This is a genomic window from Candidatus Ornithobacterium hominis (genome assembly GCF_900538215.1).
Lineage (GTDB): Bacteria > Bacteroidota > Bacteroidia > Flavobacteriales > Weeksellaceae > Ornithobacterium > Ornithobacterium hominis.
This window is the reverse complement of sequence record NZ_UNSD01000002.1, coordinates 497516-510746: the sequence shown is the minus strand read 5'-3', so window position 1 is coordinate 510746 and position 13231 is coordinate 497516. Positions and strand designations below refer to the sequence as shown.

Sequence of the window (13231 nt, the reverse complement as noted above, 5' to 3'; positions counted from 1 at the left end):
AATGATGAGAATAGATATTATTTCCGTCGTTCCAGATTTGCTCTCAAGCCCGTTTAGCAATAGTATTTTGCAGCGTGCTCAAGATAAATCTTTAGCCAAAATACACGTTCATAATTTACGTGATTTTGCAACGGATAATTATAAATCAGTCGATGATTACCAATACGGAGGCGGCGCTGGTATGGTCATGACTCCCGAGCCTATAGAGGCTTGTATTGAAAAGCTGAAAGCAGAGAGGAATTATGATGAAATCATCTACGTAACACCCGATGGCAAGACTTTTCAGCAACGCTTAGCCAATCAGATTTCTCTTCAACAAAACATCATCATTCTTTGTGGGCACTACAAAGGCATTGACCAACGTGTGCGCGATGAGTATGTCACCATGGAAATTTCCATCGGTGATTTTGTACTGAGCGGCGGCGAATTGGCCGCAGCTATAATTGTGGATGCAGTTGTGCGATTGCTACCTGGCGTCTTGAATGATGAAACTTCTGCACTTACGGATTCTTTTCAAGACAATTTACTGGCCCCAGCTGTCTACACACGTCCGCCCGAATGGCGTGGCAGAAAAGTCCCTGAAGTACTGCTAAGCGGGAATTTCAAGGCCATTGATGAATGGCGCCAAAAATCTGCAGAAATACGGACGGCTGAGCGTCGGCCTGATCTTTTAAGCGACTAATCTTTGCTATTTTTTCTAAGCCTTAAAAAATTTTTGCTCTCCTCCCCCATTTATGAATCATTGACATCAAACATATAATTGCTTCCCTTACTCTTCCTACTAGTAAATAGAAAGAAAATTATTTTCCTTTTTGGTAAAATTAATATAATTTAACATACAGGGTTGCACTTGAGGGAATGGCTAATCGTGTATTCAGATGGTGCACTGATGATTGGCACGATAAAGGGAACGGTGGTGCTCTTGTTTAACTTACTATTCCCCGAAAAGGTTAAGAAATTGACCGATTATCCAATCTAATTAATTTTTATTTATGTTAAAGTTTTGACTTTTTTTTGTATATATGTTTTATTTTATATAATTTTAATCTATTAATCTTAAATATAAATTATTATGAAAAAGTTATTTGCATTTTTAGGTATTTTTTTATTTATTTCTTGTTCTGATGAGAAATCAATTAATGAAGGTTTTAAAAAAAATAAAGACACGGAAAGAAGACTCGAAATAAAAGAAATTATTAAATCTCATAGTGAAGGATTAGATTTTTTTTATAAAAATTTAGTTGAAAATAAATCAACTAGATTTAATCGCGCTATCAAATCTAGTAATAGGGTAGAAAAATCAAAGATAGATGATGATCTAAAAACACTAGGATTGATAAAATCAGATTATGATTTAGTTAGAGACAATTTAGAAAATTTTTTAATTGAAAAAAAATTAGATCCTAAATATGTTGATAATTTATCTATTATTTCAGAAGATTTTAGTTTGAAAGAAACAGTTTATTTATCAGATTATAATTTTGAATTTAGTAATGAATTTTATGATATAGCTTTAAAGCTAATTAATATAGATGGTAATTCTATAAATGATATAGAGAAAAATCAAAATGAATTATTAAATAGTGTTTTATTTAAAAATTTAAGTCTAATTGAAAAGAATATTATTTTATTAGGAGCAGAAACTTATTTAGATTCTTATAAATATTGGGATAGTAAATTAATTAAATGGGAATCTAAGATGTATAGTTACCGTGGGATAGATTTTAATACTAAAGCTAAAGGTAAAGGGTACTCAATTGGAGGTCTTTGGAAATCTGTTAAACATTATGCTAAAGCAGATGGTAAAGGAGCAATAGCAGGAGGCATAGGTGGGGCTGTTCGTGGAGCTGTTCTTGGTTCTCTTGTGGGAGGTGCTGGTGCTGTTCCAGGAGCAATAACAGGAGGCATAGGTGGAGGTATAGCAGGAGGTATAGGAAATTCTATTTTGGAAGCTATGAGTTTAGAGGCACGTCTTGAGGACGAAGTAAAACTTAAAAATGGCAAAATAGTTCCAGAAATGTGGAATAAAGTTATTTTAACTGATAAAATATCAGATTTAAATAAAATTGAATTTAAGAACGGTGAGTTTATATTTAAATAATATCAGACATGAAATATTTAGTTTCTTTAGTTATATGTACGCTTACAATGTATTTAGTTAATGTTATTTTTGAATTTAATTTAGATTTAAAATTTTTTTTAATTACTCCTATTCTTTCGACTATTATATATCATATTTTGGAGAAGAAATATATAAAGAAGAAATAAAAATATAAAATTCCAGGCGAAATGCTTGGAATTTTTTTATGCGTCCGTTAATGGAATAGATTGGCTGATCTAGACAAAAAACAATCATTCCCAGCGTAATGTACAAACCTATGATTATTTTGAGAGTATGGCTGTAAAATTCAAAAAAGAAGACAGTAGCTGGTTATTACTCTAACTTTGATCGTTGGATTGATTTTATGCTAAATGACATAGGTACTGACTGGTAAATCAACCTCAAAAACTAAAAGTTTTAGATACTATTTTAAGAGATTCCAATGTAGAACACAAAATTGTCTTTCATCTGAAATTTGAAATTTTTTAAGGCTTTACAAATTCTTCATCACTCAAGGTCTTCATAAATGAAATGAGATTATTTTTCTCTTCCTCTGTGAGTGGAATTCTGTTGTTATTTTCTTTTAAAATAGGATCTAGATTTTCGGCGTCCAATACGCCTTTATCAAAGTAATCTAAAACGTCTTTCAGCGTGGGAAATTGCCCAAAACTCCCATAAGGTGCCGTGTATTCAATATTTCTAAGTGATGGCACACGAAATTTCATGTAATCTGCATTTTCTCCTGTCACTCTAGCTCGGCCGTGCTCTTCCACTAAATCAGGATTATAGGGGAAGCCCACATTTCTGAATGTTTGGTCTGTGAATAGAGCGGTACTATGGCAAATGGCACATTTTTTTTGAAAGGTTGCATAGCCTTTTTTTTCGTTTTCCGTAAATTTTTCACCTTGGTTTCTAATGACTTTATCGTATTTACTATTAGCGGAAATCAAGGTATATTCATACTGTGCCACGCTATTGAAAATACGCTCTGCTGTAATTTTTTTATCTCCAAAGGCTTTTAAAAATAGGTCTATATATTCTTTATCATTTTGAATTTTCCCTATGACGTTTAGGATAGAAGAATTCATTTCTTCGTGTGTGATGATAGGAACTATTACTTGTTCAGCCAGATCTAGCTTATTCCCATCCCAGTTATAATATTTCATGAAAGCCAAGTTCTGAATCGGTGGGACATTTCGCATTCCTACACGGTTATTTATTCCTATAGCTTGTTTATTATTATCTGCAAAGGCGTTTGATTTTAGATGGCAAGAGCTGCATGATATAGTATTATCTTCGCTTAATCTTTTGTCATTAAATAACTTTTTCCCTAGCTGAACCCCGTACTTTGTGGGTTTATTTTCTGCAAAGAAATAGTTTGCTTGAGGGAATTCTTTTGGGAAATTCAATGGAATTTCCTCATTTTTATAATCAACAGGCATTTCCACACTGTCATTATTGCAAGAAGACATTATTATGATTGTAAAAGAAAAAATTAGATATTCTATTACTTTTTTCATATCATCGAATTTATCATAGTGAAACAGGCGACCTACAAAGCCGCCTGCTTAACTAAACTATTAAAAAACAATTATTTAACCCCTATTATAGAAAACATTCCTTTATTTTCTTCGCTATCACCTCCTAAGTTATCCACAAATACTTTCATATTATTAGCTGTATGAATACTTGGTGTAGCATTAGGATCTCTCCCTTCGCTAGCTAGAGTGATTTTAGTGTTCCCGCTTAATAATTTGTCAAAATCTGCTTTGATGATAATAGTCGGTGATTTATGACCTACTACTACGTTTTTAGGCAAATCTAATGTTATATCTCTATATGCATCGACTCCTTGCTTATAGCTTTCTGGTTCGTCTTTTTTCCCTTTCACAGTGCTACCAGTGTGCACAGATAATGTTTTATTATCAACATCATAGAAGCCCTCTATTTTTGTAAAACGGTATCCTGTCCCCCATTCCCAGTGCATTTTGGTATCATTAGCACCTGCTGCTTCATAGAATTTCGGGAATCTAGTTTGGTCTAATGTATTTAATTCTGATTTTATTCCTAAGCCAAATTTAATTTGTTTATACTCACTAGCTGGAATATTACTTAGGGTGTAAGTTAGAGAGTATGGTTTAGCTTGGTCTATAACCGTAGCTCCTTTATCCAAATCATTGATATTATAAGGAAGTTCTTTCCCTTCAGATGTTACTAAACGAATATTACTAACAACATACTTAAGCTCCTGAAAATGATGAACTTGATCTTGTTGAGAGGTATGCTTAGTTGCTGCTGCAGAATTTGCATCACCTAGCACAATTGCCTTGTCTGCGAAAGTGTTTGTAAATTCTAAATTCACATCGTTCACAACAGGAACCGACTCCCCATCACAGGAAAACAATACAGCAGAAATTGCTGATAAAACTACGTACTTTCTTAAATTTTTCATTTTTTTTAAATTTTAATTAAACATTAATTTATTTTATACTATTATATTTTAAAAGTTAAATTTAACTGAGGTGAACAAATTTCGACCCATTCTTGGAATATTCCCCCAATCTGCATACGTGCTATAATACTCATTCAGCAAGTTTTCTGCCCCCACTTGCAAGGCCACCTTGTACTGATTGAACCTCCAATTATAGTCAGCAGATAAATTCCAAATCATATAAGCTGGAGTTGAATCTTCACCATAGAAGGGGCTAAAATTTCTTTGTTTAAAATCACCATTCAAGCTGGTTTGTATACCAAAATTTCCTAAATGCGCTTGCAATGAGGTTTGATAATTGAGCGGCCTGATGAACGGAAGATTTCCAGATTGGTTATCTTTACCTCTAGCGTAAGTCAAGATCCCATTCCAGTGCAAATGCTTTAAAACATCATATCTAGCCTTTAAAGAAAGATTAAAAATCGTAGCGTAATCTAATGACGTATAAGCTTTTACGCCTACAGATTGATAATTCATAGGACTTCCCAGATTTAATATTTTGCCAATAATATAATTTTGAATATAGAAATAATTTGCCTGAGCTCTAAGACTAAACCTCTCTCCGCTAATCTCTGCACTTGCATTAATTTCATAAGAAATCTCGTTCTTCAAATCAGGGTTTCCTATATAATCATATCTATCAAAACTGTTGTAGATGTAATATCCATAAGCTTCTGATACCGAGGGAGCTCTATGCCCATATCCGCTACCTAAAGAGAATTTAATCGGTTTGTAATCTGAATGATAACTCAAAAACAAACTCGGCAAAATTCTGTTTTTTTCTTGTGATGCCCCTGGATAAAAAATCCAATTAAAATCGGGGTATTTAGCATAATGATGATTTAAACCCAAGGAACCTCCAAAATTCATTTGGTGATTTCTTGAAATATCCCAAGCATTATTCATAGAAATTCCTGCATAGCTGGTAGTTACCCAAGGCCAAGTATAAGCAAACATGGTTCTTTTGCTTCTATCTTGCGGGTACATTCGCATCTCTGCAATAGATAAATTTTGATATGCATTCAATTGAATTTCAGATGAATAATCATTATTTTTCAAATTAATTTTAGACAATAACCCATAAGTTGTACTCCAGCCAGGCATATCCATATGCACCAAATTTTCTGGGCGAGTTGTATCATCCATATAATGTTCTATCGTATTGAAATACAGCTTTGTATCCCACAATCGAATCCAACTTTTCTCAAACAATTGCTTGTAAGAAACTGATGTAATAAGCCCCCTAGAAAGCCACAAATCCATAGGCAAAGCAGGAAAACCAACATCTTTTGCCATATCAAAAATCCCATCTAATCTCACCAAAGACAATTCGCTAGTTTTGTATGCCACACCTAACGAGGTATTTAATTTTTTGAACTGAGAATGCTTGATTTCTTTTTGATTTCCATCAAAATAGTTTTCTGCTTGCCGATAAGAAATACTAGCATCTGCCACCCATTTTTCATTGGAAAACGAAACATTTCCTAAATTGAAGAACTGCTTATTATTTAGCTCAAAACCTGTTTGGTAAGAGCCTTTGAAGCCATTCTGTGTTGTAAATCTAGATTGTTTTCTTTTCAACTCAATATTACCAGCAACCGTGGAACCATGCAATCCGCCCTCTTGCCCTGATTTTATATCAATCCCAGCAAGATTATTGCTCTCAACATATGACGTCACAGGATCCATTTTATCTGTACAAGCACCAAAAATGTGCATCCCGTCAATCGTTATCGTAGAACGTTCCGTGCTCATATTATTCAACAAAGGTTCCCACGCATACGCTCCTCGCTTGATGAAACTAATCTGCTCTGATGACGCTAAAAACTCATCAATAGAAACCGCCATTTTCATTTCTGTTTCAATATTTCTCTTAGCCTCCCCAAAAACCTCAATGGTTTTTAATTCAATATTCTTCAGGCTATCCGATTGAAATTCAGCCTGTTGAGCAAATATTGAAGTCCCAGCGAAAAGAAATAATATCAGCAGTTTTCTCCTTTTCATTTCCATTTTAAAATAAAATATCTATATGCAATTCACCTTTCTCACCCTCAATGCCTGGAGTAAATTTTTTAGATACCTCAGTTCCCTTAATGACTTCTTTAGCTTTATTCAGCAAAATAAAATTCAAAGTCCAGTTCCCCGTCATGGTGTAATTTACCACTCCATGATAGTTTCCATCCTCTTTTTGAGTCAAATCAACATTATTCGGTGATGAATGATTTCCCATAGAAGGCTCTGGCATTCTAGGGTCTAGCAGCAGCGTATAACCTTCTGCCTTTGAGTAAGAAAATTGAAACGCATCTGGGTACTCACCTGCTGATTGAGCTGGCTCATCGTATTGATAAACCCCTGCAATTAATTCATTTTCTGCAACTTTGGGGCTTAGTGGAGCAATCAAAGCAATACAATATTTTTTACCATCATTCCCCACAAATTCAGTCATATTTAAGTTTTTATTTTCCTGCTCAGCTACTTTAAAATTCTGATTTACTGTATATTTTTGATTTCCGTCTGTGAAAGAAATATACAAATTCCAATTATTGGATTCATTAATTTTATTAAATACCGAATAGCCTTTATAATGCTGATTATCTGGCTCATAAGTTAACTGATATTGATGCGGACAAGTTGATTTCTCAGCATTGTCATCAATGAAAATTGGTAAAAAAGTAACCTCTGAATCTTGAACGGGCTGATTTGTTTTAGTATTCAAGATTTTCAAACGGATTTCATTATATCCTTTATAGAAAACTCCGTTCAGAGAAGAAATACTGATTTGATATTCATCTTTTTTGAAAGATATAGTTTCTTTAAATTCAATTGATTGAGGAATTTCTCGTCTCATTTCAGCTTCAAAATCTGTTTTGTCTATCGTACAAGAAAATAGCATAAAAAAAACTGCCACAATGATAAAAATTTTGGAATAAATCATCCTTTTGATAAAATTTAAAATTTGGAAATATTACTTTTTTAAGCCTTAAAAAATTTTGGCTTTAAAATTTAAACAGGCTCTGGAGACATTTCTACCATCAAACGTTCAATGAAATCCTCTTTCTATGACAAGTAAAAACAATATCAACATAAAGTCTATGAATTAAAATTCATAGATTTTTTTAAGGCTTAGAAAATTTAAATGTAGAAAAGGGATTTTAGACGATTGGAGGTCTAAATAGCGTTGAGTTAAAGTCGTAAAAATAAGTCTCTTGGTAAGAGAAGTTCCCCTCGACTAGCTGTTGTAGCTTCATCATATTTTTGATAGGATGATGAGCAGTCATTTGGCAAATTACGATTTCTTTTTGATTAGATGAAAATTGAGGTTTCTCATCTCCCTCGGCATCTGTAGCCTTTGCCAATTGCTTATTGAGGTGACATGTGCCATGGCAGTTTGAGTTTTTTTCCTCTTTATTGATGCAGAGTTCATTTTTGATGTAATCATAAAAAATCGCATATTCTATCCAAGGCAAAATTGGCTTGAATAGAATAAATAAAGATAATATGATGATACATCTTTTCACGTGCACAAAATTATGGTGAATTTTTAAATTTCGCAAATTTAAAAAAGACTTTTCTGTCTTTTTATGGTTTTTTTAAAGGCTTAAATGAAAATTTAAAGAGTGAAATCAAGAGGTAAACTCAAGTTAATGTATGTTAATAAGTGTTAATGCATGCAGCTAGCCCTTGGACATTAATTTTTGCTCGCATCTATTCCTCGTTCATTTTCTTCAAAATATTTCAAAAGCTTCTCGGCACGGTGCAGCCCAACCACAGATTCTAATTCTTCTAAACTTGCTGCCTTGATTCGCTTGATGGATTTAAACTTCTTCAAAAGGTTTTGAATTGTTTTAGCTCCAACGCCAGGAATTTCTTCCAGCTCAGATTTGAAACCACTATTGGAGCGCCGTGTTCGGTGGTGTGCTAAGCCAAAACGATGTGACTCATTACGAACGTGTTGCAAAACCTTCAGCGTCTCCGAGCTCTTATCTAAATACAGCGGAATGCTATCATCTGGGAAGAAAATTTCTTCTAACCGCTTTGCTATTCCTAAGATAGAAACTTGCCCACGAATGCCCAAGCGGTCTAAACTTTTTACTGCAGAACTCAGTTGTCCTTTCCCGCCATCAATCACAATCAGTTGGGGCAGTGTTTCGCCTTCATCTAGCATTCTTTTGTAGCGACGGTACACGACTTCTTCCATACTCGCAAAATCGTTGGGCCCCTCTACACTTTTCACATTGAATTTTCTATACTCTCTTTTGCTGGGCTTCCCACCTCGGAACACTACGCAAGAACTTGCCGGGCTAGTCCCCTGGATATTGGAATTATCAAAACCTTCAATATGATATGGCTCTTGCGGCAAGTGTAAATCTTTTTTCATTTGCCCCATAATCCGTTTGGTATGACGCTCAGGGTCAACGATTTTGGTCTGTTTTAATTTTTCTATACGATAATACTTCGCATTACGCTCAGAGAGTTCAACGATGCGTTTTTTATCCCCAATAAGTGGGACGCTAATTTTAGTCTGTGGAATCTCAAAATCTACCTCAAAGGGCAAATAAATTTCCTTTGCTGTAGACGGAAATCGCTCGCGCAGCTCAATAATGGCTTCCTCTAAAATATCGGCATTGCTCTCGTCTAATTTCTTTTTGATTTCAGAAGTGTGGCTGCGGATAATTGCTCCATTTACAATATTGAAAAAATTTACATAAGCGTAGCTTTCATCAGAAATGATGGAATACACATCAACATTGGTAATCGATGGGTGAACTACCTGCGATTTGGCTTGATATTTTTCTAGGGCTTCTAATTTTTCTTTAATCTTTTGTGCCCGCTCGAAGTCTAAATCCTTAGCAAAACCTAACATCTTCTCTTTCAGATAATACTTCGCTTCTTGGAAGTTCCCTTTCAGAATCTGCCGTGCATTCTCAATCATACTCATATAATCTGCTTCCGTTTGCAAAGCCTCACACGGCCCCAAGCAATTATCTAAATGATATTCTAAGCAAACTTTATATTTCCCCTCTTGAATTTTCCCTTCAGACAAATCATAGTGGCAGGTTCTGAAAAAATAAATTTCCCGAAATAGCGACAAAAGAATTTTAGCAATCTTTGGGCTGGCATATGGCCCAAAATATTCTGACCCATCTCGAATAATAGTTCTTGTGTAAATAATACGAGGGAAACGTTCTTTTTTGATGCAAATCCACGGATAAGATTTGTCATCTTTCAGCATCACATTGTAGCGTGGCTGGTATTTTTTTATCAAATTATTTTCTAGCAAAAGCGCATCAAATTCAGTATTGACTACAATTACTCTGATGTCTTCAATCCGCTTTACCAGCATTCTTGTGCGTGCAATCTCATGCGTTTTGTTAAAATAAGAATTGACTCGTTTTTTTAGATTTTTCGCCTTCCCTACATAAATAACCTTCCCAGTTTTATCTAAATATTGATAAACACCAGGTTTATTGGGTAAAGTTTGGAGTTTCAGTTGTAGCGATTGATTCAAACCTGCCTGAATTTTAATGCAAAATTAAACAATTTCTTCCACCTCCACCCTCTCGTGCAAATAAACCAAGAATTTTTGCACCACCAGAAAACCCAATTCATTCAATGCTTTAGCATAGAAATTCAACTGCTCTCTATAGCGAGCGTTTTTTGCCCCAGTCTTATAATCGATTAAAACCCATTGGTTTTCTTGAATTTTCACCAGCCTATCTGGGCGGAAAATCTCGCCATCTAAAGCCACAAAATCCCTTTCGTTTAAATTTTCTAAAGGCTTAAAAAATTTCTCCAATTTCGGATGATGAAAAACTTGATCAAGATAAACTTGAAGTTCCTTCGTTTGTTCCGCTGTAATGACTCCCTCTAATTCCAATTTCTCTAAAACCTGCATAGAGGCCGCACTGTGCGGAATCCGCTCCAAAATCAAATGAATTTGCTTGCCAGTAATGCGAGACACATTCCTTTCACTCTCTAAATCAGCATGTTCTGTACTGATTAGGATTTTATTTTGCCATGCATCTGCACGGTAATTTAAGTCCATGAATTTCAGCTCCCCTTCGGCTGATTCTTTTTTCTCTTTTTTTTCTAAAGCTTTAAAAATTCCTTTCTCATAAATGTTCCCGTCGCCAAATTGCTCCACGTAATTGAGGAGAAGATTGTACAACCATTTTTTTGACTCCTTCACGGCTGGCCCAAACAGGTAAAGCTGCTGCTCTGCCCGCGTGGTTGCCACATAGAAGACATTGACTTCATCTAAAATTGTATGATTCACCTCATCTTCATAAGCAGCCTGCATCTGCGGTGGCAAATTCGTAGCATCTTTTGCCGCTTCTACATAAATGCGTTCTACGTCTTCATTTTCTAAATCCACCCAAATGCCGCCACTCTTCATTTCCCAGTCGCAGAAAGGCAAAATCACAATCGGGAATTCCAAACCTTTAGATTTATGAATTGTCATTACCAAAACTGCATCGTTCCCCTCGGGCAGATTGACGCTGAGTTTATGTTCTAAACTCTGAAAGTGCCGCAGCCAATCGCTTAAATCTCCGTTTTGTTTCTGCTGGAATTTCAAAATCTCGTCTAAATAGCGAATTAAATAGGTTCTTTCTTGATTCTCTAATTGGAATTTCTGAATCAAATACTCAGTCAAATCAAATAAGCTTAAATTCTGAATGAAATTTAAATCTAATTGCAAACCTATTTTTTCTAAAGCTTTAAAAAATTCTATGGTATTTTTCTCTTTATTTTCGAAGACAAAAGGAGCAAATTCCTCTTCAGAGAAAAAGTTTAGTTTCTTAAGTTGACGTAGAAATTCAAATCGAAGCTCTGGCTTTTGCGGTTCATTATAAAATCTAAAAAAAGTTTGCAACAGTTGAATCACAGCTGATTCTCTGAGCAGCAGAGATTCATTGGAAATCACGGGGATTTCTTTTGCTTTTAGAAACTCACTCACCAAGATTGCATCGCCTCTCGTTCGGCAAAGAATCGCAATCGAGCTCAACGGGTAATCATTGGCTAAAATTCGCTGAATTTGCAACAAAATCTGCTTCAATTGTGCTTCTTTGCTCTTCAATCCCATTGCCTTAGCGTCGCAAATTTCTATCCGCACATAGCCGCCCTTTCGGTGATTGACTTTTTGCTGATTCCCTTCGATATAAATTTTCTCAAAATCTGGCGTAGGCAATTGAGGTGCTACCCAGCTAAAAAAATGATTGGTAAACTCAATTACGTTCTCCGCACTTCTGTAATTGGTGCCTAGGTGAAAAAGTTGTGCTGGGTAAATTTTATGACGCAGCAAATCTAGCATCAAATTCACATCGCCGCCGCGGAAGCGATAAATCGCTTGCTTGGGGTCGCCCACCAATGCAACTTCATGATTTTGTGCCAAAGCATCCTCTAGCAGTGGGAAAAGATTGTTCCACTGAATGCGTGATGTGTCTTGAAATTCATCGATGAAAAACTTATCATATCTGATTCCTAGCTTTTCATAAATAAAATGTGCTGGCTGCTGCTGAAGATGTTGACTGATGGTTTTATTGAAATCTGAAATCATCAAAAAGTTACCCTCCTGCTGAATGTGGTGAATGTAGCTGCTGAGCTCACTGAGCAAAATTAAGGCGTTTAGTTTCTTTAGAATTAATTGAAGGATTTCATGCTGAGCTATTTTTTCTATGATTTTTTCATAAATATTTTTTAAGCCTTCAAAAATTTCTTCAATTTTTTGGTAATCAGAATCTGAAGCTTTGCTAGAAGTTAATTTTCTTTCTTCAAAAAAATTCAGCACATAGTCATTAGACTTTTTGATTTCCCCTTCAGAATTTTTTTTAAAAAATCCGTAGACGCCTCTGTTTCCTTGGGAAAATGCTCCTGGGGGGATCCCATTTTCATTAATTTCATAGATGGCTTGCTGAGCAAGGTCTTTTATTTCATGCTGAATTTCAAATTGCTCTTTTTGTTTTTTTTGCCTGAAATTCTCTAAATACTGAATTCCCTTTTGATGAAACTTCTCTAATTCTGCCCGGAATTCATCTTCGAAGGATTTCTTAGCATCTTTGGCGAGCTCATAAGAAACATCCCAAGAACGGTCTTTTTGCATATTATTGAGTGCCATTTCTGTGATAATGGTACTTAATTCGTCGCCCACTTCTAGATTAGAAAACAGCAAATGAGTTGCTTCGTCGATGATTGGGGCGGCCTCCATTTCTACATCAAAATTATAAGATAAGCCCATATCTTTGGCAAATGAACGCATCAAACGGAGATTGAATGTGTCTATCGTACTGATATTGAACAGCGAATAGTGATGGATGATTTCTTGCAAAGTCTTCTTGGCGCGTTGCTGTAGGTTTTCTTCTGAAATTTCTAAAGCCTTTAAAAATTCTTGGTAATAATTACTTTCACTTGGTTTTTGGGCTAAAGTTGACAGTTCTTTCAAAATTCGGGATTTCATTTCTTGCGCAGCTTTGTTGGTAAAAGTCACCGCCAAAACGTGCTGAAACCTACGTGGTTGACTGCTCGACAGAATGTAGCGCAACAATTCCTTCACCAAGGTATAGGTTTTTCCTGAGCCAGCGGAGGCGTTGTAAATCTTCAGAGGAGAGTTTAATTCCATTTGATAAAAGTAAAGAATTTTA

The 13231-nt window shown here is 35.2% G+C and carries 9 protein-coding genes; 2 read left to right on the top strand and 7 right to left on the bottom strand.

The window, feature by feature from the left end; genetic code table 11:
- The first annotated feature begins 4 nt into the window (after positions 1–4).
- Together trmD and D5J18_RS02585 are read left to right on the top strand one after the other, a co-directional pair.
- On the top strand, positions 5–682 hold the full coding sequence (trmD, locus tag D5J18_RS02590; protein WP_119057613.1) for a tRNA (guanosine(37)-N1)-methyltransferase TrmD: 678 nt from the start codon (positions 5–7) through the stop codon (positions 680–682).
- A gap of 390 nt (positions 683–1072) precedes the next feature.
- Positions 1073–2101 carry a hypothetical protein gene (locus D5J18_RS02585; RefSeq protein ID WP_119057448.1) on the top strand — a complete coding sequence of 343 codons (1029 nt, stop codon included), beginning with the start codon at positions 1073–1075 and terminating at the stop codon, positions 2099–2101.
- A 485-nt stretch (positions 2102–2586) separates the two neighbouring features.
- Here D5J18_RS02585 and D5J18_RS02580 read toward each other — a convergent pair whose 3' ends face one another.
- The 7 genes from D5J18_RS02580 to D5J18_RS02550 all read right to left on the bottom strand — a co-directional run bounded on the left by D5J18_RS02580 (position 2587) and on the right by D5J18_RS02550 (position 13209).
- A complete protein-coding gene (locus tag D5J18_RS02580; RefSeq protein WP_119057447.1) occupies positions 2587–3621 on the bottom strand; it encodes a cytochrome-c peroxidase in 1035 nt (344 codons plus the stop codon).
- A gap of 71 nt (positions 3622–3692) precedes the next feature.
- A complete protein-coding gene (locus tag D5J18_RS02575) occupies positions 3693–4553 on the bottom strand; it encodes an MbnP family protein (RefSeq protein ID WP_119057446.1) in 861 nt (286 codons plus the stop codon).
- Between the two features lie 48 nt (positions 4554–4601).
- On the bottom strand, positions 4602–6596 hold the full coding sequence (locus D5J18_RS02570) for a porin family protein (RefSeq protein ID WP_119057612.1): 1995 nt from the start codon (positions 6594–6596) through the stop codon (positions 4602–4604).
- 7 nt (positions 6597–6603) lie between these two features.
- Positions 6604–7527 carry a hypothetical protein gene (locus D5J18_RS02565; protein WP_185124698.1) on the bottom strand — a complete coding sequence of 308 codons (924 nt, stop codon included), beginning with the start codon at positions 7525–7527 and terminating at the stop codon, positions 6604–6606.
- Positions 7528–7744: 217 nt separating this feature from the next.
- Positions 7745–8110 carry a hypothetical protein gene (locus D5J18_RS02560; RefSeq protein WP_133297995.1) on the bottom strand — a complete coding sequence of 122 codons (366 nt, stop codon included), beginning with the start codon at positions 8108–8110 and terminating at the stop codon, positions 7745–7747.
- 170 nt (positions 8111–8280) lie between these two features.
- On the bottom strand, positions 8281–10101 hold the full coding sequence (gene uvrC / locus D5J18_RS02555; RefSeq protein ID WP_119057444.1) for an excinuclease ABC subunit UvrC: 1821 nt from the start codon (positions 10099–10101) through the stop codon (positions 8281–8283).
- A 24-nt stretch (positions 10102–10125) separates the two neighbouring features.
- Positions 10126–13209 carry a UvrD-helicase domain-containing protein gene (locus D5J18_RS02550; RefSeq protein ID WP_119057443.1) on the bottom strand — a complete coding sequence of 1028 codons (3084 nt, stop codon included), beginning with the start codon at positions 13207–13209 and terminating at the stop codon, positions 10126–10128.
- Positions 13210–13231: the final 22 nt, after the last annotated feature.

What these genes read in the sequence shown, in the direction of transcription:
- trmD (WP_119057613.1), top strand. Translation starts at nt 5, where the DNA reads ATGAGAATAGATATTATTTCCGTCGTTCCAGATTTGCTCTCAAGCCCG.
- D5J18_RS02585 (WP_119057448.1), top strand. Translation starts at nt 1,073, where the DNA reads ATGAAAAAGTTATTTGCATTTTTAGGTATTTTTTTATTTATTTCTTGT.
- D5J18_RS02580 (WP_119057447.1), bottom strand. Translation starts at nt 3,621, where the DNA reads ATGAAAAAAGTAATAGAATATCTAATTTTTTCTTTTACAATCATAATA.
- D5J18_RS02575 (WP_119057446.1), bottom strand. Translation starts at nt 4,553, where the DNA reads ATGAAAAATTTAAGAAAGTACGTAGTTTTATCAGCAATTTCTGCTGTA.
- D5J18_RS02570 (WP_119057612.1), bottom strand. Translation starts at nt 6,596, where the DNA reads ATGAAAAGGAGAAAACTGCTGATATTATTTCTTTTCGCTGGGACTTCA.
- D5J18_RS02565 (WP_185124698.1), bottom strand. Translation starts at nt 7,527, where the DNA reads ATGATTTATTCCAAAATTTTTATCATTGTGGCAGTTTTTTTTATGCTA.
- D5J18_RS02550 (WP_119057443.1), bottom strand. Translation starts at nt 13,209, where the DNA reads ATGGAATTAAACTCTCCTCTGAAGATTTACAACGCCTCCGCTGGCTCA.